Origin of the sequence: Paraglaciecola sp. T6c (genome assembly GCF_000014225.1) — a bacterium.
Classification (GTDB): Bacteria; Pseudomonadota; Gammaproteobacteria; order Enterobacterales; family Alteromonadaceae; genus Paraglaciecola; species Paraglaciecola atlantica_A.
On record NC_008228.1, the window covers coordinates 3977172 to 4000570 of the forward strand.

At 44.7% G+C, this 23399-nt stretch carries 21 protein-coding genes; 9 read left to right on the forward strand and 12 right to left on the reverse strand.

Annotation, left to right across the window (positions count from 1 at the left end):
• Position 1 precedes the first annotated feature (1 nt).
• The 6 genes from pstB to PATL_RS17020 form a co-directional block, all read right to left on the reverse strand.
• The gene (gene pstB / locus PATL_RS16995; RefSeq protein ID WP_011576051.1) at positions 2-874 is read right to left on the reverse strand and encodes a phosphate ABC transporter ATP-binding protein PstB; all 873 of its coding nucleotides are present in this window, start codon (positions 872-874) and stop codon (positions 2-4) included.
• 12 nt (positions 875-886) lie between these two features.
• On the reverse strand, positions 887-2212 hold the full coding sequence (gene pstA, locus PATL_RS17000; RefSeq protein WP_011576052.1) for a phosphate ABC transporter permease PstA: 1326 nt from the start codon (positions 2210-2212) through the stop codon (positions 887-889).
• Between the two features lie 2 nt (positions 2213-2214).
• Positions 2215-3609, reverse strand: a complete 1395-nt coding sequence (gene pstC, locus PATL_RS17005) for a phosphate ABC transporter permease subunit PstC (RefSeq protein ID WP_011576053.1) — start codon at positions 3607-3609, stop codon at positions 2215-2217.
• Positions 3610-3625: 16 nt separating this feature from the next.
• Positions 3626-4711, reverse strand: coding sequence for a PstS family phosphate ABC transporter substrate-binding protein (locus PATL_RS17010; RefSeq protein WP_011576054.1), 1086 nt, complete (start codon positions 4709-4711; stop codon positions 3626-3628).
• A gap of 213 nt (positions 4712-4924) precedes the next feature.
• Positions 4925-6193, reverse strand: coding sequence for an inorganic phosphate transporter (locus tag PATL_RS17015; protein WP_011576055.1), 1269 nt, complete (start codon positions 6191-6193; stop codon positions 4925-4927).
• Positions 6194-6205: 12 nt separating this feature from the next.
• The gene (locus PATL_RS17020; protein ID WP_011576056.1) at positions 6206-6883 is read right to left on the reverse strand and encodes a TIGR00153 family protein; all 678 of its coding nucleotides are present in this window, start codon (positions 6881-6883) and stop codon (positions 6206-6208) included.
• Positions 6884-7192: 309 nt separating this feature from the next.
• Between PATL_RS17020 and PATL_RS17025 the strand changes: the two genes are divergently transcribed.
• From PATL_RS17025 to PATL_RS17045, 5 genes are all read left to right on the forward strand, one after another.
• Positions 7193-7705, forward strand: coding sequence for a glycine cleavage system protein R (locus PATL_RS17025; RefSeq protein ID WP_011576057.1), 513 nt, complete (start codon positions 7193-7195; stop codon positions 7703-7705).
• Between the two features lie 144 nt (positions 7706-7849).
• Complete coding sequence (gene ppk1 / locus PATL_RS17030) at positions 7850-9934, forward strand: polyphosphate kinase 1 (RefSeq protein ID WP_011576058.1); 2085 nt, start codon at positions 7850-7852, stop codon at positions 9932-9934.
• Positions 9924-11453: an exopolyphosphatase gene (gene ppx / locus PATL_RS17035; protein WP_011576059.1), complete on the forward strand. Its 1530-nt coding sequence runs from the start codon at positions 9924-9926 to the stop codon at positions 11451-11453. The genes ppk1 and ppx overlap by 11 nt, the downstream gene beginning before the upstream one ends.
• Before the next feature lie 166 nt (positions 11454-11619).
• Complete coding sequence (locus PATL_RS17040) at positions 11620-11880, forward strand: DUF4282 domain-containing protein (RefSeq protein ID WP_011576060.1); 261 nt, start codon at positions 11620-11622, stop codon at positions 11878-11880.
• 62 nt (positions 11881-11942) lie between these two features.
• Positions 11943-12536, forward strand: a complete 594-nt coding sequence (locus tag PATL_RS17045) for an HD domain-containing protein (RefSeq protein WP_011576061.1) — start codon at positions 11943-11945, stop codon at positions 12534-12536.
• On the opposite strand, the gene PATL_RS17050 is transcribed toward PATL_RS17045, so the two are convergent.
• The 5 genes from PATL_RS17050 to tkt form a co-directional block, all read right to left on the reverse strand.
• Positions 12533-12871, reverse strand: a complete 339-nt coding sequence (locus PATL_RS17050) for a hypothetical protein (protein WP_011576062.1) — start codon at positions 12869-12871, stop codon at positions 12533-12535. The genes PATL_RS17045 and PATL_RS17050 overlap by 4 nt on opposite strands.
• A gap of 207 nt (positions 12872-13078) precedes the next feature.
• Positions 13079-13978, reverse strand: a complete 900-nt coding sequence (locus PATL_RS17055) for a fructose bisphosphate aldolase (RefSeq protein ID WP_011576063.1) — start codon at positions 13976-13978, stop codon at positions 13079-13081.
• A gap of 157 nt (positions 13979-14135) precedes the next feature.
• Positions 14136-15311, reverse strand: a complete 1176-nt coding sequence (locus PATL_RS17060; RefSeq protein ID WP_011576064.1) for a phosphoglycerate kinase — start codon at positions 15309-15311, stop codon at positions 14136-14138.
• Between the two features lie 122 nt (positions 15312-15433).
• Entirely contained in the window at positions 15434-16462 is a 1029-nt protein-coding gene (gene epd, locus PATL_RS17065) for an erythrose-4-phosphate dehydrogenase (protein WP_011576065.1), read from the reverse strand.
• Between the two features lie 143 nt (positions 16463-16605).
• Positions 16606-18606, reverse strand: a complete 2001-nt coding sequence (gene tkt / locus PATL_RS17070) for a transketolase (RefSeq protein WP_011576066.1) — start codon at positions 18604-18606, stop codon at positions 16606-16608.
• Positions 18607-18885: 279 nt separating this feature from the next.
• Between tkt and metK the strand changes: the two genes are divergently transcribed.
• Both metK and PATL_RS17080 read left to right on the forward strand, forming a co-directional pair.
• Positions 18886-20037, forward strand: coding sequence for a methionine adenosyltransferase (metK, locus tag PATL_RS17075; protein ID WP_011576067.1), 1152 nt, complete (start codon positions 18886-18888; stop codon positions 20035-20037).
• A 188-nt stretch (positions 20038-20225) separates the two neighbouring features.
• Entirely contained in the window at positions 20226-21032 is an 807-nt protein-coding gene (locus PATL_RS17080; RefSeq protein WP_011576068.1) for a M48 family metallopeptidase, read from the forward strand.
• 72 nt (positions 21033-21104) lie between these two features.
• Here the strand turns inward: PATL_RS17080 and PATL_RS17085 are convergent, their stop codons facing one another.
• Positions 21105-21932: a mechanosensitive ion channel family protein gene (locus tag PATL_RS17085; RefSeq protein WP_011576069.1), complete on the reverse strand. Its 828-nt coding sequence runs from the start codon at positions 21930-21932 to the stop codon at positions 21105-21107.
• Positions 21933-22247: 315 nt separating this feature from the next.
• Between PATL_RS17085 and PATL_RS22830 the strand changes: the two genes are divergently transcribed.
• Positions 22248-22406, forward strand: a complete 159-nt coding sequence (locus tag PATL_RS22830; RefSeq protein WP_198136249.1) for a hypothetical protein — start codon at positions 22248-22250, stop codon at positions 22404-22406.
• A 186-nt stretch (positions 22407-22592) separates the two neighbouring features.
• Entirely contained in the window at positions 22593-23321 is a 729-nt protein-coding gene (locus tag PATL_RS17090; RefSeq protein WP_011576070.1) for a 16S rRNA (uracil(1498)-N(3))-methyltransferase, read from the forward strand.
• The last annotated feature ends 78 nt before the right edge of the window (positions 23322-23399 follow it).

The window sequence follows — 23399 nt, forward strand, 5'->3', positions numbered from 1 at the left end:
GTTAACCGAATCGGCCGGTAATGTAGGCTTCGGTAAGCTCATGCTCTGGATTGGTAAATACGCGGCGTGTGTCGTTTACTTCGATAAGCCGCCCCATGTGGAAATAAGCCGTTCGACTCGACACCCTAGCGGCTTGTTGCATAGAGTGCGTGACTATGGCGATGGTAAAGTTTTGGCTTAATTCCGCCATCAGCTCTTCTATTCTAGCCGTTGCAATGGGGTCAAGCGCTGAACAGGGCTCGTCCATTAAAATAACTTCTGGGCTTACCGCTATTGTACGGGCAATACACAAACGTTGTTGTTGCCCGCCGGATAGGCCGGTGCCAGGAGAAAACAAGCGGTCTTTTACCTCATCCCACAGGCTAGCTTTACGCAAACTGTCTTCGACAATCTCATCTAACTGGGCACGTCGTGAAACCAATCCATGCACTTTTGGCCCGTAAGCCACATTTTCGTATATCGATTTAGGAAACGGATTGGGCTTTTGAAACACAATACCGACTCTCGCACGCAGCGGTACAACATCTTGCTTTTTATGATAAATATCCTGTTCATCAAGCGTGACTTCACCATTAACACTGCAGTTTTCTATGGTGTCATTCATGCGATTAAGGCAGCGCAAAAAAGTGGATTTACCGCAACCTGATGGGCCAATCATCGCCATCACTTCATTGCGATTAATATCTAAACTCACGTCGTGGATGGCCTGCTTGTCATCGTAATACACATTCAAATTACGCACCGACATTTTAGCCTTCGCTGAAAAAGGGTTACCGACGGTTTTTTGCCCCAGGCCATGCTGAGAAAAATCTAAGGCCTGGCCTGTCTCAGCCATAGGGTCAAACAAACGATTGTATCCTGACTTTGAATTCACTACCTATTCCTACTATTGATGACTGCGACCAAGACGATGGCGCAACCAAACCGCTAAGCCATTCATCGAAATTAAAAAAGCGAGTAACACCATGATTGCCGCTGAGGTACGCTCAACAAAGGCACGCTCTGGGCTATCTGACCAAAGAAAAATCTGTACGGGTAAAGCACTAGACGGATCCATTAAATCCGCGGGCACATCCACAATAAATGCCACCATGCCTATCATGAGTAATGGGGCCGTTTCACCTAATGCTTGGGCGAAACCAATAATAGCGCCGGTTAACACGCCGGGCATCGCAAGCGGTAAAACATGATGCAGCACAACCTGCATTTTCGATGCGCCAAGTCCATAGGCCGCATCTCTTATAGAAGAGGGTACCGCTTTAATCGCCGCGCGACTTGAAATAATAATGGTTGGCAAGGTCATCAAGGTCAATACCAATCCGCCCACCAATGGAACTGAGCGCGGCATATCGAAAAACCCGATGAAAATGGCTAACCCCAACAGCCCAAAAATAATTGAGGGCACTGCGGCTAAGTTGTTTATATTCACTTCAATGAAATCAGTGGCTCTATTTTTAGGCGCGTATTCCTCTAAGTACACCGCAGCGGCAATGCCTATGGGAAACGACAAGCCAATGGTGACCAGCAACATATATAAAGAGCCCATTAGTGCGCTGCGAATACCCGCTTGCTCTGGCTCTCGGGAGTCACCTGACGTAAAAAAAGTAGTATTGAACGTTTGCCTTACTTGCCCGTTTTCAATCCAGCGGTTTACCCAGCTTTGCTGCTGCTGACTCAAACGGCCAGTGTACCCCTTTCCGCCATGGGCAAGACTTTTGACGTAATTATCCACATCATCATCAACCGTTAGCCATATCCCCACGGATTGGTTAAATACGCTAGGTGAATCAGTCAAGATTTCCCTCAGGCTGTACACCGCCCCGGTACTGATCAAACTCAGCAATTGGCGCTTATCCACAGCACTCAATGATGTGGGCGATATACGTGCATTGTCTGCAAATAGCGCGTCCTGAACAATATTATCGTAGTTAGCATTATTGAATTGCTCGATAGCACTGGGCTGTGATACCTGCAAACGCTGGGGGTTAAAATGAACCTGTAAATGAATCTGGGTCTTAAAAAAAGCACCATGTCCTTTGCTGATAATATCGCTAAACAGAATGAGCAAACAGGCAAAGCCAAATAGGATGGCCCCGATGCCGTACACACGAAAACGCCATTCAGCGCGCTTACGTTTAGCAAGATTCCGGTTAACTAAGTCGATGGTGCTAGGTACCTTAGTAAAGGGCAATTTGTGACTGGCTTTACCCATGATTATTCGTACTCTTCACGATATTGGCGCACCACGTACAAGGCCACATAGTTGAGGGCTAACGTCACGGTAAACAGCATTAAGCCCAAAGCAAATGCAGACAAGGTTTTAGGACTATCAAATTCTTGATCGCCTACTAATAGCGTGACGATTTGCACGGTAATAGTAGTCACTGACTCAAGTGGATTTGCCGTAAGATGCGCGGCCAAACCAGCCGCCATTACGACTATCATGGTTTCACCAATCGCCCGTGATGCCGCCAATAACACCCCACTGACGATACCCGGTAACGCGGCGGGAATCACCACCCGCTTGATGGTCTCAGACTGTGTTGCCCCTAATCCTAATGACCCATCACGTAGTGACTGAGGCACCGCTTTTAAAACATCATCGGATAAAGATGAGACAAATGGGATGATCATCACGCCCATCACTAAGCCTGCAGCCAGCGCACTTTCAGAGGATACCTCCAAGCCGAGAAAGCCTCCGGATTGACGAATAAACGGTGCCACGGTCAGTGCCGCGAAAAAACCATACACAACCGAGGGTATACCCGCCAAAATTTCAAGCATAGGTTTGACGATGGCGCGCAATCTTGGGGTAGCGTATTCTGATAGATAAATCGCTGACATCAACCCCACTGGTACGGCAATCAGCATGGCAATAAAGGAAATAAGCAGTGTTCCTACAAACAAGGGAACCGCCCCAAAAGCACCGGAGGCGCCTACTTGATCAACACGCAATGCCGTCTGAGGGCTCCAATGTGTGCCGAATATAAATTCAAAAAAGCCCACAGATTGGAAAAACCGCAAGGATTCAAATAATACCGACACCACAATACCGATAGTCGTCAAAATAGCGATGCTAGCGCACAGTAGGAGTGTCCATTTGAATATGCGCTCTACTTGTTGACGCGCCTTCACTTTGGGTTTTATTCGCGCCCAACATAACGAAAAAGCCAAAAACAAAGTAATCAACACCACGACCGATAGACTAAGCTGGCTAAGTTGCTGCCATCGCAAGTAATCTTGCCCTGCTTGAATGAGGTAATCTGGCGTGCTGCTGCTCAGTAACGCATTGGGATACAAGGCTAGATTAATCACGGTATTGACCATCAAATCAATTTCGCTTGCGGGCAAGGCTTGCACCGATTCTGGTAACAAGTTCACAATAGCGGCGTGAACTGCGTAATCATCGAGGACAGTCCAAGCAAACACGATCAACAAGCAAGGCAAGGCACACCAAAGCGCGCTAAGCATGCCGTAGTAATAAGGTAACGAGTGGAGCGCAGGCTTTTTGCCAGCTCGATAGGCGATATCAGACGCACGATTACGCACTAAAATATAAGCGCCTGCAGCACATAGAAGGGTCAGAATGATGAGTGTCGGGGTTTTCATAGCGCGTATATCTTATCTATTGATGCATAGTTGGGTGCAAGGCGTTGATTCGATATTCGATGGCTTGGCGTTCTGATTTGGTCAGTGGGATCATCCCCTTGCGCGGCAAATAGCCACTTTCGCCGGACGCATTATCACTGATAAATTCGCGTATAAACGCCTCTATTCCTGGGATCATGCCAATATGTGCTTTTTTAACATAAAAGTAGAGTGGCCTTGAAATAGGGTAATCACCATTGGCAATAGAGCTAAAGCTCGGAAGAAATCCATCGATTTTAGCGCTTTTAATGCGGTCTCTATTCTGATCAAGAAAGCTGAAGCCCAATAAACCCAGCGCATTTGGATTGGCATTTAATTTTTGCACAACCAGATTATCATTCTCCCCCGCATCAATGTAAGCGCCGTCTTCCCGTAACATCCGGCATAAGCGTCTTTGCTGGCTTTTTCGGATTCTGGCTTCTTTTGACGTTGCCTGTGCCTGGCTTTGTGGCTCACTCATCTGAGCTAACCAAGCAAAGGTATGACAACCATAATCGAGTACCAATTCAGAAAAAGCGTCTCTTGTACCTGAAGTCGAGGGAGGACCAAACACTTCGATTTCGATGTTCGGCAATCTAGGGTTGATGTCTTGCCACGTTATGAACGGATTATCGATGGTGGTTGCACTACCATCTGGATTTGGCACGCTTTTAGCCAATGCTAGGTAGAGTTCGCGGCGTGTTAGCGGGATACTTTCAGCCAATTTACTTTGCGCAAGCACGATCCCATCAAAGCCGATCAAGATTTCAATCACCTCGTGAACACCGTTTCGCTGGCATAGGTCAATTTCTGATGGTTTGATCCGCCGGGATGAATTGGCAATATCAGGAAACTTCATTCCCACACCTTGGCAGAATAATTTCAACCCTCCACCAGAGCCAGTCGATTCAATTTTGGGTGTATGAAACGGTGAGGTTTTGCCGAAACGTTCAGCCACGACCGTGGAGAAGGCATACACAGTTGAAGAGCCGACAACATCGATATAGTCGCGCATAGCGTTTGCTGGAGCGCTGATTAGCGTCCACACACATGCACAAATTATCGATAAAGTACTTGGTTTCATTCAACTATTTTCATAAGAGACTCAAATTAGCTGCCCATAATATGACAGTTTTATAACGGTTATATTACAGTCGCGCCAAAGGGCTAAATTTTCTTCGATACCAACGCCATTAGGTGAATTTCACATATAAAAAAACAGAACCTGTACCTAGCCCTAAGGCTGAGAGTACACGGGTTCTGTTTTTATTTGGCGGTTGCCCGCCAACATGTGTCCCTATGGAGCGAAAATACCTTTAAGGACAAAGAAGAACAGTATTGACAAGCCAGCGCCTGCGGGCAAGGTTACCACCCAAGACACCACTATGTTGCGTACTACACCTAAGTTAATCGCGGCGATACCACGCGCCATGCCGACACCTAATACGGCCCCCACTAAGGTTTGCGTGGTTGAAATAGGCAAGCCAGTACCAGACGCTATTACCACGGTACATGCTGCAGCAAGTTCTGCCGCAAAACCACGACTAGGAGTAAGGTGAGTAATACCATTTCCTATGGTAGCGATAACTCGGTGACCAAAAAGCGCTAAACCTGCAACAATACCTAAGCCACCTAACGGTAAAATCCACCAGACCAACCCGGCTTTACTGGTTATTTCACCATCATTGTGAATGATACTAACGACGGCAGCCAGCGGCCCAATCGCATTAGCTACATCGTTTGAACCATGGGCGAATGCCATGCAGCATGCCGTCACGACCATCAGAATAGCAAACACTTTTTCAACGTTAGCGAAATGGGTACGCTTGTCTGCTTTCTCATCGTATTTAATGCGATTTATCGCGTACTTACCAACAATCCCTACCAAGATAGCGATGGCGATAGAGACGTAATATCCCTCGGCGGCTCCAATTTCAAAACCAATATGCTTCAAGCCTTTTTTGATCGTCACCAACGACATTACAAAGCCCGCTGCAGCCATGTAAAAAGGCACATAACGTTTAGCGTTGTTAAATGGCTTATCAGTATCAAAAATGAGTTTTTGCGCACTTTGGAAAATAAGGAAAGCAATGAAACCCGATATGGCAGGGGTTATCACCCAACTCCCCACTATGCCACCGACTTTATTCCAAGCAACAGCATCAGCACTTACTCCTACAGCGGCGAAGCCCACTAGCGCGCCCACAATTGAATGTGTAGTCGACACCGGCCAGCCTAGATAAGAAGCAAAGCCCAACCAAATACCAGCCGCAAGTAACGCGGATATCATTCCGTATACTAATAACTCGGGACTTTCAATAAAGTAAGACGAATCTAAAATACCTTTACGAATGGTGGACGTTACCTCACCGCCCGCCAAATAAGCCCCTGCAAACTCAAATACCATAGCAATCAAAATCGCTTGCTTGATAGTCAAAGCTTTAGAGCCAACAGATGTGCCCATGGCATTTGCTACATCATTTGCACCAATACCCCATGCCATGAGGAAACCGACCAAAGCAGCTACAACAATGAGTGTGAAGCCGTATGTTTGTAAAATATCCATTAATGCTTTCTCTTAATTGGCTAACATGAGTTCGAGTCTTGAACCAACTCGCTCTGAAATATCAGCCAACTCCCCAACCCATTCGATGATGCTGTATAAAAACATGACATCAATCGGGTTAAGCTGTGACTCTAATTCCAATAACTCCCTACGTACAGCAACTTGCATGACGTCGGTATCATCTTCAATTTTATCTAGATCGACGATCATATCTTCCACTAGGCGGACTTCACGTCCACGAAACCCAGTTTCAAGTAAATCCTCTAGCTCGTTTATCACACGTTTTGCTTGTTTCGTTGCATCTAGGCAACGCTCCAAGTAAGCCATGAAGCTTTCACGCATGATCACTGGAATATCCATGTGTCGACCTAACACACGACCAGAAATATCTTTCGCTTTATTGGCAATTTTGTCCTGCTGGGTTAACAACTCAAGAACGTCTTGACGCTGAATAGGCATAAAAATACCGCGGGGCAAACTGATGCGAAGATCTCGCTTAAGCGTGTCAGCTTGCTTTTCTAAATTAGAAATTTCTTTCTGAAATAGTGCTGCTTTTTCCCAATCGCCGGCGAAAACAGAATTAAAAAATGGAAGCAGCCCTTGGCTACATTTGTTCACCACTTTAATGTGATCTTCAAGCGGCTTCAGGGGAGATTTTGCGAAAACCCCAAGAAATGTGTTTGTTGGCATACGTTAAGTATCTCTATGGTTTAAATACTACAATTCGAATTTAATCGTCGCGCATGATACCTGAAGAAAAATGACAGTAACATGACAGTGACGTGCTTTTCGTATCAGTTTTACAACACATGGTAATAATAGCGCTCAATTGGCATTTCAATAAACTGTCACATTTGCTCGGCAATCAGAGCTAAATTTGGAAGGTCTATATTATACTATCAATTGATTATTAAGGAAAAATTACACACATTCACCATGATTCTACGCTATGCTAAATCTCAATACCTAGAGCATCACTTTAACGCGAGGTTCATTAATATGAAATCATTGATTTTTACACTTGTTGGTAAGGATAAGCGTGGCTTGGTCGACTCACTTGCTCAATCAGTGTTCAAATTGGGCGGAAATTGGCTTGGCAGTAACTTGTCGTACATGGCAGGTCACTTCGCTGGCTTTGTTGAAATTCAATTGCCTGAGGAGAAAAAAGCAGCATTAATAGAGCAATTCTCTACCCATCCGGATCTCTCTATCAATTTGGTCGAAGGGGATAACAACCTTGCCGCCCACACTCAAACGGTTCAAATAGACATAATGGGCAATGACAAGCCTGGGATCGTGCAAGAGCTTACAACGATTTTGAATCGCTTCAACCTCAACATTGTTAAATTTGACTCCACCTGCGACAGCGCTCCTAATTGGGGTGGTTTACTGTTTAAAGCTAACGCATTAGTTGCCATAGAAGAGGGTTTCGATTTGGATGAGTTGAGTGATGCATTAGAGTCCATCGCCGACGACTTGGTGGTTGATATCAGCTCAACACCAACAAAATAGATTTACATCGGGCTTGGCTGTTTTGTAAAGCCTAAGTCTACGATGAGCAAGGCGTACAAGGCTGCGATATAGCTGTCATAAATTCGTCATACACAATTGACACTATATCGCTCAAATTTTGTTTATTTTGACAATTAAGACGTAATGACTTCTCAACCCAATATCTACTTTTCTCGTGAAATCAGTTGGCTGGCGTTTAATCAACGCGTTCTTCAAGAAGCAGCAGATCGCAAAAATCCTATCGTTGAACGAATTCGATTTCTAGGTATTTACTCAAGTAATATGGACGAGTTCTATCGCGTTCGTGTCGCTGATGTTAAACGTAAAATCTATATTCACTTGGACGAAGGTGATAATGAAAAGGCTGAGCAAACTAAAATACTCATGGAGCAGATCCAAGAGAAAGTCTTAGGCATGACAGAAGACTTTGAACGTGTGCGCGAAGACGTTGTGGCCCGACTCGCTCGCTATAATATTTTCTTACTTGAAAATGAAAAGTTGTCCGACTACCAAACTACTTGGCTAAAGAACTACTTCAAAAATAAGATATTACGTCACATTGCCCCCATTTTATTACATGGCAAAGTAAACCTTGTATCTCGCTTAAATGACTCAGCCACCTATTTATATGTAGCGATTAATAATAGCGGCAAGAATACTCAGTACGCCACAATTGAAGTGCCCAGCAAGGCGCTGTCACGTTTTGTGGTGATCCCTCCTGAGAATAGCCGTAAAAAGAAATACATCATATTGCTCGATGACATTATACGGCTCAATCTTGAAAGCATTTTTAAAGGTTTTGTTGATTTTGAATCAGGTGAAGCCTACTCCTTCAAAATGACTCGAGATTCTGAATACTCTATAAATGATGAAATTGAAGAAAGTTACGTTGAAAAAATGTCAGAAAGCATGAAACAACGTTTGATTGCCGAGCCGGTGCGCGTGGTGTATGACGAGCAGATGCCCAGTGACATGGTACGTAACCTGAAGAAACGCTTAAAGATATCGTCTTACGATAGCCTCATTGCTGGCGGTACTTACCGAAACTTTAAAGATTTTATTGGCTTTCCAAATGTCGGCCGTGACTACTTAGAAAATCCAAAACTACCGGCCATAACCTCGAGCGATTTCGCCCGCCACAACACGGTGTTTGATGCGATCAGCGAAAAAGATATTCTGCTTTACTATCCTTACCATCGCTTCTTGCATGTGACTGAGTTTGTACGCCAAGCTGCATTTGATCCCAAGGTGAAACAGATAAAGCTCAATATCTATCGAGTAGCAAAGAACTCGCGCATCATAGACTCGCTTATTGATGCAGTCGACAACGGAAAAAAAGTCACTGTGGTGGTTGAGTTAAGAGCGCGTTTTGACGAAGAAGCCAACATTGGCTGGTCAAAAACCATGACCGATGCGGGTATTAAAGTCGTATTTGGTATGCATGCGCTGAAAATTCACAGCAAACTGTGTTTGGTTAGCCGTGAAGAGAAAGGGGAATTAATTCATTATGCACATTTCGGTACAGGTAACTTCAACGAGAAAACCGCAAAAATCTATACCGATTTTAGTTTGTTTACCCGTAATCAAGAGCTTGCCCTGGAGGCAGAAAACGTTTTTAACTTTATTCAGCAACCCTATCGACGCCAAAAGTTTCAACATTTACAGATCTCGCCAATTAACGCACGTACCAAAATACAACTGTTGATCAGGCAAGAAATACAAAACGTCAAAGAAGGCTTAAGTGCAGGCATTACCCTTAAACTGAATAACTTGGATGACCAACTGCTTATCGACGACCTGTATAAAGCCAGTCAGGCAGGGGTAGAAGTACGTTTAATCATTCGCGGGATGTGCTCACTGGTTCCTGGCGTAAAAGGGTTGAGCGAAAATATATCGGTGATCAGCATCGTCGATCGATTCTTGGAGCATCCTCGGGTGATGGTATTTGAGAATGCCGGCGAGAAACGCGTGTTTATCTCATCCGCGGATTGGATGACCCGCAACATGGATTTTCGTATCGAAGTGGGTTGCCCCATATACGAACCCAAGCTCATCAAGCAAATTTTGGATATTCTCGAAATTCAATTTCAAGATACCCTTAAAGCCCGTATTATTGACCAACACCAATCGAACAAATACGTACGTCGTGGTAATCGCAAAAAGCTGCGCTCTCAAATAGAGACCTATGAGTACATTAAACAGCAGGAAAAAAAGAACGATGCCCAATGACAATGCGCCATTTGATGGTGTAGAAGTAAGAGACACCAGCAAAATTGCCGCATTAGACATTGGCTCTAACAGCTTTCATTTAGTGGTCGCCCGCGTAGTCGCAGGATCAGTTCAGATCCTGCACAGAGTTAAACAAAAAGTGCGTTTAGCTCAAGGCTTAAGCAGTGATTATCACCTTGATGACGAGGCCCAACAACGCGGCTTAGATGCCCTCAATGTCGTAGCAGAAAGCCTGCGAGACTTTCCACCAGAGAATGTGCGCATCGTCGCCACCTATACCTTACGCAAAGCCAGCAACGCCAAAACATTTATCCGCGCAGCACGTAATATTCTTCCCTACCCTATTGAAGTCATAGGAGGCGCCGAAGAGGCTCGCTTAATTTATTTGGGCGTCGCTCATACTAACCACGACAACGGTCAACGGTTAGTGGTCGATATCGGTGGCGGCTCAACTGAATTTATTATTGGCCAAGGGTTTGAGCCTAAAATGTTGCGCAGCTTACAAATGGGCTGTGTCAGTTACACTAAGAAGTTCTTCAAAAACAATGAGCTGAAAAACAAGTCTTTCGAGCGTGCTATTACCGCCGCTCAGCAAGAACTAGAAATGATCGACAAAGCTTACTTACGCGCGGGCTGGAAAAGCTGTATTGGCACCTCTGGCACCATCCGCAACATTATTCAGATCGCGCAAAATGACAGTGTGAAATCCACCGAAGGTAAAGTTACCTTGTCACAACTTACCCGTTTAGTGAAAATCAGCTGTGATGCCGGCACGCTAGATAAACTTAACATCAGCCAAATGAGTGAAGATCGTAAGCCTGTTTTCGCGGCGGGTTTGGCAATCTTGATTGCCATCTTCAAGAGCTTGAATATAGACCATATGGTGTTCTCTTCAGCGGCATTGCGCGAAGGGGTCTTATATGAAATGGAAACCCAGTTGACCCACCCTGACGTACGCCAGCGTTCTGCTGAGAGTCTTGCGACGCGTTACGATGTAGATATTGAACAAGCTAGACGGGTTCACAGTGTCACTATGGACATTTACCAACAATGTAAAGACAGCTGGAATATTGCCACCAAAGAGCTCAAAAGCATGTTAGGTTGGTCGGCACTGCTTCACGAAGTGGGCCTGCAAATCAACACTCACGGTACCCAGCGCCATTCTGCCTATATTTTGCAGCACATAGACCTACCTGGCTTTAATCAAGAGCAACAAATATTAATAGCCACATTAGTGCGTTACTACCGTAAAAAAATTCGCCCAAGCGAAATTGCAGATTTCACTCAACATCCAGCAGAGCAAGTGCACAAATTAATCGCCATTTTACGCTTAGCAGTGCTGCTAAACATTAAGCGTCAAGACGACATACTTCCCCCCATTAACGTAAAAGTGAAAGCAAACAGCATACGGCTAACATTCCCCGAAGGTTGGCTTGAGAATAAGCCTATTTTTAGTGCGGATCTGGCAACCGAAGAGCGCTATCTACACGCTGTAGACCTACAACTGCGCTACGAATAACACCTGCTTGAATATCAGTGGTTTAGGTAAGATGCTGACCCATCAGGCATAACCTATTGTATTAGTTAATAAAAATATCTTATAGTATTGCCTTCACATTGTGAGAGCAATGTGGAACTTCGCAGTTGAACTGCGTTTCTAATATACATAACAAGGAAGCTATACAATGAAAGATCTTTTTTTCTTCGACTCCATGCTCACCCCAAAAATCATCACCGTTGTTTACTGGTTGATGCTGCTTGCAGCTGTAGTATCAGGCGTAGGCACCATGTTTAATTCTTACGGCGGTGGTTTTTTCGCTGGTGCTGGGATACTCATCGCGGGCGCAGTGGGTGCCCGAATCTGGTGCGAACTACTGATCGTGCTGTTTAAAATTCACGAAAACTTGAAAAAAATCGCAGATCGAAACGACACCAGCGAACTTTAAGTACCAACAAGGCAACACGCATTTCGCTGTTGCCGCTTTCCATATTCAGGATCTCCCAAAACATGCACGACCTTTCTGCTCAAATCTCTTTTATGCTCGAAATAGACAAACTTAAAGCGGTGTATCGCAAGACGGTTGTTGAAGCCGACGATAATCGTCAAGAAAATAGCGCCGAGCACAGTTGGCACATTGCACTGTTAGCAAACGTTATGGTGGAATACGCGGACGAGCCCGTAGATATATTACGCGTGACTAAAATGCTGCTTATTCACGATATTGTTGAAATAGACGCTGGGGATTTATTTGCCTTTGCAGACGAGCAAGATCATCAAGCGCAAGAACAAAAAGAACTGGAAGCTGCCAAACGTATCTTCGGCCTGTTACCCAAGCATATAGGGCAAAGCATGTTAGATATGTGGCTCGAATTTGAGCAAGCCCACACCGCAGATGCAAGATTCGCCAAAGGCATGGACAGAGTCTTGCCTGTGTTGCAGAACATGAGTAATCAAGGTGGCAGTTGGAAGGTAAATCACGTTAAGAAAAGCCAAGTGCTTAAACGAAATACCTATTTGCAAGATATTGCGCCTAAGCTATGGGAGTATGTATTAAGCCAAGTGGATATAGCGGTGGAAAAACAGTGGTTACTGGACGCTTAACGCCCCAAATATTGATCAATCAACTCGGCTAGTTTGTCTTGAAAGTGCTCTTCAAACGTCTCTAACTCTTGCTCAAAAACCCGTAAATATTGGGTCGCTTTTTTGTGATCAAGACGCTTATTATTGGTTTTATATTCGGTTTCAGGCAAACTTTTGTCGTATCGAGGTATGATACGCCAGCGCACAAAGTCACTATGCAATTTAGCCACTTGCTGCTTAGCAAACTGACAAAAACCCTCAATATGCTCAACCCCATCAGGCCCTAAACAACCAGGCTCTACCCTGAATGTAACTGACAATTTTTTATATAATGGCAGAGGCAACGTTACTTGCATATAACGCGCACCATTTTCTGTAAGCGGTTGATAAACATAATTTTATCTTTAATTAACAAAACGAAGATAGGCTACCCATATAATAGCAAGTGTAGAGGGTAAATCTACTAGGCAAAGGTATAGACACTATTTTGCTATATAGAAACAATTCAAATACAAAAAAACCAAGCACTAAGCTTGGTTTTCATGAACACATTCAGCACGTTATCAGCTAACTGATGCTTGATAAATACCTTCAATAGCGTCATCTAGCGTCGCGTTAAACTCTTCGTCTGATTGCTTAGCACTCACGCCTTCTGTTAGTGCGCGCGAGAAGCTAGCAATAATGCCTTTATTCTCTGACAAACGACGGTTGGCTTCTTGACGATTGTAACCACCTGAGAGGGCTACCACTTTCAACACTTTAGGGTGCTCAACTAACTCACTGTAAAAATTAGTTTCTTCAGGTAGAGTCAGCTTGAGCATCACAGTTTGATCGGCATTCAAGCCATCAAGTTCGGCTAAGATAGCCGCTTTCAACAATGCTTCTGCTTGTGCTTTTTCTGGGCTGTTAATATCAACTTCTGGTTCGATTATCGGCATTAACCCGGCAGCTAAAATTTGCTTACCCACTTCAAACTGTTGAGCAACAATGGCATCAATACCTGCTTTGTTAGCCAGCTTGACCACTGAGCGCATTTTGGTGCCAAACACATCTTGTGCATTTGCTTTAGCCAACAAGTTGTCTAAATCAGCGATAGGCTTCATTAACTGAACGCCGTTCTCTTCATCCAGTAAGCCTTTATCTACTTTCAAAAACGGAACAACGTTCTTTTCCTGCCATAAAAAATGCGCAGATGATTTACCGTCAATTTCACGATCTAATGTATTTTCAAATAATATAGCGCCCAGTACACGCTTACCATTAAAGGCAGGGCTCGTGACTATGCGAGTTCGCATCAAGTGAACTTGAGTGAACATCTCATCATCATTGCTATATTCAGTTTCTTCAACACCATATAAACGCAAAGCTTTAGGCGTACTGCCTCCACTTTGGTCAAGGGCCGCGATAAATCCATTGTCGCTTTTTATTTTTTTTAGCATATCCAATTGTGCTTGTGATGCCATGAGCAACACTCCTTAATTGTGTTGTGAGCCGGGGGTAAACCGGCTAGTAGGTTACAAAGGTTAATGAAAGCTTTTGCTTTTCTTATTATTGAATTTCTTGCTCTTAAATTTCTTGTTCGCGCTCTTTGTTTACGCGCTGATCAAATTATCAAGTAAATTACGCGCCGCGCGCTTCTAACATAGTCACAGCCGGTAGCGCTTTACCTTCTAAAAATTCTAAAAATGCGCCACCACCGGTAGAGATATACGATATCTTATCTTCGATACCATATTTGTCTACTGCTGCTAACGTATCACCACCGCCAGCAATAGAAAATGCATTACTTTGTGCAATTGCCATAGCAATGGCTTTTGTGCCCTCTCCAAATTGGTCAAATTCGAATACCCCTACAGGGCCATTCCAGACGATTGTTCCGGCGTTTTTGATCAACTCTGCCAGCTCAGTGGCAGTCTGTGGCCCGATATCAAAAATCATATCATCGTCTGCTACGTCACTAACGGCCTTGAGTGTTGCTTGTGCTTGCTCTGAGAACTCCTTGCCAGTGACAACATCAACAGGCACAGGGATATTCCCACCTGCATCTTTTGCCGCCGCTAATAAACGATTCGCTTCAGGGATTAAATCAGCTTCATACAAGGATTTACCCACGTTGTTGCCAGTGGCGGCAATAAAGGTATTGGCGATGCCGCCACCCACAATAAGCTGGTCCACTTTATTAGATAAAGATTCAAGTACCGTTAACTTGGTTGACACTTTAGAGCCGCCAACAATCGCCAGCATTGGACGCGCCGGATTGTGCAATGCTTTACCTAGTGCTTCTAGTTCACCCGCCAGTAGCGGGCCAGCGCAGGCAACAGGTGCGAATTTGCCCGCGCCATGAGTTGAGGCTTGTGCACGGTGCGCAGTGCCAAAAGCGTCCATTACGTATACATCACATAACGCGGCGTATTGCTTAGAAAGCGCTTCGTCGTCTTTCTTTTCGCCTACGTTGAAACGTACATTTTCAAGAACGACCAGTTCGCCGGCTTTCACATCAACACCGTTTAAATAATCACTCGCTAGGCTTACTGAGCACTCTAGAACGTCATTAAGATAATCAACCACGGGCTGCAATGAGAATGCACTGTCGTACTCACCTTCTGTGGGGCGACCTAAATGAGACATAACCATGACCTTGGCACCGGCTTCAAGTGCATGTTTAAGTGTGCCTAAAGACGCCTTAATACGCGCATCGGAAGTGACTTTTCCGCCCTTGACAGGTACGTTCAGATCCTGACGAATAAGTACGCGCTTTCCTGCTAAATCTAAATCAGTCATGTTAATTATTGACATATTTTCCCCATTTGACGTGTTAAACGTGAATTGCTAATTAAAAAATGTAATCTGTAAACTCGTTGTGTACCGGGTTACGCGTGCTAGGTGCAAAAATGCCCTCTCAATTGCCGCGACCAACATCATTTGCCCGTATTGCCCAGCGATAAGGTGTTCATGACGAGTACAATATCAATCATTCGGTTTGAAAACCCCCATTCGTTATCACACCACACCAGTAATTTAACCAGTTGTTTGTGGCTCACTCGCGTTTGTGTGCCATCCACGATGCAAGAATGTGCGTCGTGGTTGAAATCCACTGACACCAAAGGCTCTTCAGTAAAATCTAAAATACCATTCAAACGCCCATTTTTTACCGTTTTTAACGCTTGGTTCACGTCATCGATAGTCACTTTGGCATCAAGGGTTACGCTTAAATCCATTGCAGAAACGTTAATAGTCGGCACGCGCACAGCGATGGCTTCGAATTTGCCTGCAAACTTAGGTAAAACCCGCTCTATTCCCCGGGCTAATTTGGTGTCCACTGGGATAATTGATTGGCTAGCGGCACGAGTTCGGCGTAAATCTGGGTGGTAAGCATCTATCACTTGTTGATCGTGCATGGATGAATGGATAGTCGTGATGGTGCCACTTGAAACTGAAAATGCTTCATCGAGTACTTGAATGACAGGGACGATGCAGTTGGTCGTACATGAACCCGCAGATACTATGCTATCGCTAGCTTTAAGAGACTCCTCGTTGATCCCCATAATAATCGTTGCATCAACATCTGGGCCACAGGGCTGAGAAAACAACACTTTTTTCGCCCCTTGAGCGATATGTTGTTCGCCGTGAACCCGCTCATTATTGACACCGGTACACTCAAGAACCACATCAATATCAAGTTGCGCCCAAGGCAGGTCGCGAATATTTTCTTGCTGCAATAAAGTGATATGGTCACCAGCAACCACAAGCTGTTGGTTGTCTAGCACTACAGGAAAACGGAAACGCCCATGCGCAGTATCATATTTTAATAGATGTGCTACGCCCTCAGGCTCGGCGAGTTCATTGATCGCCACAATTTGTATTTGCTTGTTTTGCCCTGTTTCGTATAACGCACGTAATACGTTGCGACCAACACGACCAAAACCGTTAATTGCTACTCGTATCATTTGGCTCTTACTGAAATTTAAAACACTATTTGCAACATGATTTAAAACGCAATTTAAAACGTAAAAAGTGCGTCACTAAAATAGCTAAGGCGCTCGAAAGCGCCTTAGATTATAGTTTTATTGTTTCAACTGGAAGCCATTTCCTAAGAATTCAATAAACCTTGTGCTTTCTCAGCCACGGCATCAGCTGTGATACCGAAGTGCTTGAGTAGTACGCCACCCGGTGCAGACTCACCAAAAGTAGACATTCCGACGACTGCACCATCAAGACCAACATACTTGCTCCAGTAATCGACGTGAGCAGCTTCAACGGCTACACGTGCAGTCACTGCGCGCGGTAATACAGATTCGCGATAAGCCGCATCTTGTTGGTCAAACACCGAGGTACTTGGCATAGACACAACGCGCACAGCAACGCCTTTGGCAGCTAATTGCTCAGCTGCATCCATGGCAACACCGACTTCAGAACCGGTACCAATCAAAATGACTTGAGGCTCGCCATCGCTATCTTTGAGGATGTAACCCCCTTTAGCTACGTTAGCGAGTTGTTCAGCGTTACGCGTTTGACCAGGCAAACCTTGACGGCTAAACACCAATGCACTAGGGCCATCTTTACGCTCTAGCGCAGATTTCCATGCAACGGCTGTTTCAGCACCGTCACAAGGGCGCCATGTGGCTAAATTAGGCGTTAAACGCAAGTTTGCTAATTGCTCGATAGGCTGGTGAGTTGGGCCATCTTCGCCCTGACCAATCGAGTCATGGGTATAAACAAAGATATTTGGAATCCCCATCAAAGAAGCCATACGCACTGCATTGCGTGCATATTCCATAAACATCAGGAAGGTGGCACCAAATGGACGGAAACCACCGTGCAAACCAATACCATTCATGATGCCGCTCATACCGAATTCGCGCACACCGTAGTATAAATAGTTACCGCTGGCATCGTCAGCTGTGACGCCTTTAGATTTTGACCAAAGCGTTAGATTTGAACCAGCCAAATCTGCCGAGCCACCTAAAATTTCAGGCATGATGCCAGCGAATGCTTCGATAGAGTTTTGTGACGACTTACGACTCGCTACATTTTCAGCTTTCTCTTGAGATTGCTCAACGAATGCTTGGGCTTTTTCAGCGAAATCAGCAGGTAAATCACCGTTTAGACGACGTGTTAATTCAGCGGCTAATTCAGGATGGGCTTTCCCGTAAGCAGCAAATTTTTCATTCCATGCTTGCTCTAAATCAGAACCTGACGCTTTTGCATCCCAACCTGCGTAGATGTCTGCCGGAATTTCAAATGCCCCATATGGCCATTTTAAGAATTCGCGGGTCGCAGTGATTTCATCTGCACCTAATGGTGAGCCGTGTGAATCATGGCTACCTGATTTATTTGGAGAACCGAAACCGATAACGGTTTTACAGCATATCAACGTCGGTTGAGTGGTATTGGCTTTCGCCGTTTCAACTGCCGCTTTAATCGCTTGTGGGTCGTGGCCATCAACATCGGCAATAACATGCCAACCATAAGCTTCAAAACGTGCAGGGGTATTATCAGTGAACCAACCCTCTACGTGACCATCGATAGAAATACCGTTGTCATCCCAAAATGCCACTAACTTGCCAAGACCTAATGTTCCAGCAAGTGAGCAGGCTTCATGAGAAATACCTTCCATCAAACAGCCATCACCTAGGAAGCAATAAGTGAAATGATCAACGATATCGAATTTTTCTTGGTTGAATTGCGCTGCCAACATTTTCTCAGCAATCGCCATACCGACTGCATTACTGATGCCTTGACCTAGTGGGCCAGTGGTTGTTTCAACGCCTGGCGCGTAGCCATACTCTGGGTGGCCTGGTGTTTTAGAATGCAATTGACGGAAGTTTTTCAACTCTTCAATGGGTAACTCATAACCGGTCAAATGCAACAATGAGTAAACTAACATCGAACCGTGGCCGTTAGACATAATAAAGCGATCGCGGTTAGCCCAGTTTGGATTCGCCGGATTGTGCTTTAAAAAATCGTTCCACAATACTTCGGCTATATCCGCCATGCCCATTGGGGCGCCTGGGTGTCCTGAATTAGCCTGTTGTACTGCATCCATACTAAGCGCACGTATTGCGTTAGCGAGTTGTTGACGTGAAGGCATGTGGTCTCCTGATTATTAATGACTGGTTGACGCTCGCTGTTAAAAACTCATCGAAAATGTAAAATAGCGACCGATATAGCGCTACATTCTGGCTTACGCCTCGCCTAACTGCAACGACAAAACCTAACGAAACTCCATTTGCGGTTGACTTTTTTTACTGGAACGGTTCGTTTACGCCCAGCCGTTTGGACGTCTAGAAGTAAAGACTGGTATTTTTGATCTTAATCAGTAAAATGTCACTATATTCGTTAAACCATTTTCATTTGATAAGGATCCAACATGGCTAAGCATCTTTTTACCTCCGAGTCGGTTTCCGAAGGGCACCCAGATAAAATCGCGGATCAAATCTCTGACGCGGTACTCGATGCAATTCTAAAGCAAGACCCGAAGGCTCGCGTAGCCTGTGAAACCTACGTAAAAACCGGCATGGTCATGGTGGGCGGTGAAGTCACCACCAATGCTTGGGTGGATATTGAAGAGCTAACACGCAATACCGTTCGTGAAATAGGCTACACCCATTCAGATATGGGTTTTGACGCCGACTCATGTGCGGTATTGAACGCCATTGGTAAACAATCACCTGATATTAATCAAGGTGTTGACCGCACTCGCCCAGAAGATCAAGGCGCTGGCGACCAAGGACTTATGTTTGGTTACGCCAGTGATGAAACTGACGTACTGATGCCAGCTCCAGTCACTTACGCTCATCGTTTAGTGAAGCGCCAAGCTGAAATTCGTAAAAGCGGCCAATTGGATTGGCTACGCCCTGATGCAAAAAGCCAAGTTACTTTCGTGTACGAAGATAACGTCCCCGTGGGTATAGATGCCGTTGTGCTATCAACCCAGCACTGTGATTCCGTGACCACTGAGCAATTACGTGAAGCGGTGATGGAAGAGATCATTAAGCCGGTTTTACCTGCTAAATGGTTAACAGCGCAAACTAAATACTTTATTAACCCAACAGGCCGTTTTGTGATTGGCGGCCCAATGGGTGATTGTGGGCTAACAGGACGTAAAATTATCGTTGATACCTACGGCGGTATGGCACGTCACGGTGGCGGTGCGTTCTCTGGTAAAGATCCGTCAAAAGTTGACCGCAGTGCTGCATACGCGGGGCGCTACGTGGCCAAAAACATAGTGGCGGCTGGTTTAGCAAAGCGTTGTGAAATTCAAATTTCTTACGCCATCGGTGTTGCCGAGCCAACATCCATTAACGTTGAAACCTTTGGAACAGGGCAAGTCTCTGATGAAGTGTTAACCACCTTGGTGCGCGAACACTTTGAACTTCGCCCATACGGCTTAATTAAAATGCTTGATTTGGAACGTCCAATTTATCAAGCCACCGCCGCCTACGGTCACTTTGGCCGTGAAGAATTCCCCTGGGAGAAAACAGATAAAGCGGACGCTTTGCGCGCTGCTGCAAATCTATAACTGAAAAGATCAGGTGCTGACTAGCATCTTGAGGACTAATCCAGTGACACAAAAAACGTATCAGCAAGTGCTTGATACGTTTTTTTTTGGCTATCGTCGACCCTAAACAGGGGACATCTATTAACCCTGTCGATATAACAAGGTAGTATCACCCTATTCCCTTTACATTACTTTACAGGAAGTACGCCATGACATTTTCACTTAGCAAAGTGTTCACCGCCGTCTGTGTATCCACGTTACTATTGACGAGCTGTGCTAAATCACCATTAGGGCGCAACCAACTTAAGCTTTATTCCTCTGATCAGCTAGCTAACATGGGCCAGCAGACATTTGATGGCATGAAATCAGAGCAGAAAGTCTCTAATACCCAAGTCACCAATAAATTTGTGTCTTGCGTAGCGGATGCCATCACCAAGCATGTACCGAAATCAGTATTCTCTGGTGAATGGGAATTGGTGGTTTTCGATGACCCGCAAGTCAACGCATTCGCGCTTCCAGGGGGCAAGATTGGCGTGTACACAGGATTACTTGATGTCGCAGAAAATCAAGATCAGTTAGCTGCGGTAATTGGCCATGAAGTGGGACACGTTATCGCTGACCATGGTAATGAGCGGATGTCGAGCAGTACCTTGATAGGTATTGGCATGGAAGCAACCAATCAATTATTGCAAGCCAATCAAATCGCCAATAACAATATGATAATGGCCGCTATCGGTATGGGCGTGCAAGTAGGCGTACAACTGCCTTTTAGCCGCACACATGAAACCGAAGCGGACTTAATTGGCTTACAGTTAATGGCACAATCAGGCTTTGACCCAAAGCAATCGGTTAACCTATGGCAGAACATGGATAAAGCGAGTGGTGATAATCGTCAGGCAGAGATGCTGTCTACCCACCCTGCCCCGCAAAGCAGAATCGAAAAGTTAGGTGAAAATATGGGACCGGCCCTTGCGTTATATCAGCAGGCTAAAGACCGTCCCCAATGTAAGACGTAATCAACTTAGTCATACAAATAACAGACAAAAAAAATGCCGCTTTAAAGCGGCATTTTTGTAAGACTTTAGAAATTATTCTGCGTCTTTGTGAAGGTGTACATCCATTTGTGGGAATGGAATTGAAATACCTTCTTGGTCGAAACGTAATTTAACCGCTTCGGTAAAATCGAATTTAACACCCCAGAAATCAGCAGATTTCACCCAAGGACGTACCACAAAGTTAACGCTGCTATCAGCAAGTTCAGCGACAGCAATAGTCGGCGCTGGATCTTGAAGAATGCGTGGGTCAGCAGCTGCTAGCTCTTTCAATACTTCTTTAGCGCGCTTAAGGTCAGCGTCATAGCCGATACCAACAACCATATCTACACGGCGCGTTTCTTTTGCAGAGTAGTTAGTGATGGTGCCACTGTATATTTGGCCGTTAGGTACGATAATTTCTTTGTTATCACCACTGGTCATGATGGTAGTGAAAATACTGATGCTCTTAACCACACCTGCAGCTCCACCCGCTTCAACAAAGTCACCCGCTTTAAATGGACGAAATACAAGTAACATTACGCCTGCAGCAAAGTTTTGTAGTGAACCTTGTAAAGATAAACCAATGGCTAAACCAGCAGCACCTAAAATCGCGACAAGCGAGGTAGTATCAACACCTAGTTCGTTCAATGATGCGATGATAACGAACAACATCAGAATGGCGTTCAATATCGCTTTGATGAAATTTACTAACATATCGTCGTATTTAGAGCGCTTCATTACCTTGCCAAACAAGTTAACGATGATGCCAACAACTATTTTACCAACGATGTAGATCAAGATAGCCATTACGATATTAATTCCCCAAGGAATAACGTAAGTGTCCATCATTTGTGACATTTGTTCTGAGTCGAATTCAAACATGTATTTCTCCATTTATTTCATTATTTTTCGATGGTTACTCCGAATCCTCTACCATCACGCCCAGCATATCTGTGCAGGTACTATTTAATATTACATATTGATTAAATAATACAAAGCCAGTGCTTTTTTACGCTGGCTTAATATACCTGTAATTTTTAATAAATATATTGTTTTTGCTTACAACTTTCGGCTACTACCCTTTAGTTGTAAGACATGAAGGCGAAAAGTTTATTCTTTGAACACACTTTGCTGTTGGTGGTATACTGGCCTCGTCGACTTAATCGATTTGGCATAATATTTTTAAAGGAATTGAAAATGTTGCTACTCGTAATACTCGCGACTACCGTAGCAGTTCTATTTGCTTATTCGTTATTTAAAGACACGGGTAAGAATACTAAATATGCACGCAAGGGGGCTAACGCCATAGCTCAGGCGTCATCAATAGATACTGGTAAGGTAGCAGAAGTAAACTAAATCTAATACTCGATAGGCCTGAACCCCCTATCGAGTATTGTTCTATATGTTAGACACGATTTAATGACCCCAAACTAACTTTACTTCACGTTTGTGTTCCCCTCTTCTAGTTCACGTTTCTAATACACTTTCCTAATTCCAAGAGACCTTGATACCATAGCTGCAAACCGACTAATTGTTTGAACTATGCGAATCTCCAGAATTTATCATCCTGATACCCTTCATCCAGACCAAGAATTGTCATTAACCCCTGACGCCAGTAATCATGTCGCCAATGTATTGCGTTCCAAGGTCGGCCAGCCTGTCGTTCTGTTCAACGGTGATGGCAATGAGTACAGCGGTGAATTTATCGATGTTTCCAAGCGTAAGGTGCGTGTACAAATCGACGCTAAGCTCAGCATGAGTCTTGAATCACCTTTAAGCATTCACTTAGGCCAAGGCGTATCACGTGGCGACAGAATGGATTGGGTGCTGCAAAAATCTGTTGAGTTAGGTGTCACTGAAATAACACCGCTCATCACAGAGCGCTGCGGTGTGAAGCTCGATGAGCAACGTTGGCAGAAGAAACATGCACAGTGGCAAAAAATTATTATTGCGGCGTGTGAACAGTGCGGCCGTAACGTCTTGCCCGTTTTGCATATGCCGATGGATTTTCAAAGCTGGGTTAATCAATCTACGCAAGCATTGCGCTTAGCCCTACACCCAAGAGCCGAGAAAAGCTTTCGTCATACCAGCGTTGGCAAAGATGGCGTACGTTTGCTAATAGGTCCGGAAGGTGGGTTTTCCGATCAGGAGCTTTATCAGACCGAACAAGGCGGGTTTCAAACCGTTCAATTAGGCCCAAGGGTACTGCGTACTGAAACCGCCGCAATCACTGCTATCAGTGCCTTACAAGCAATTTACGGCGATCTATAAACCTGATAACTATATATACTTGGCCAACTTTTGTTGCTATTTTGAGCATCTCAGTTAGGCAAATATTGACTGAAGCTT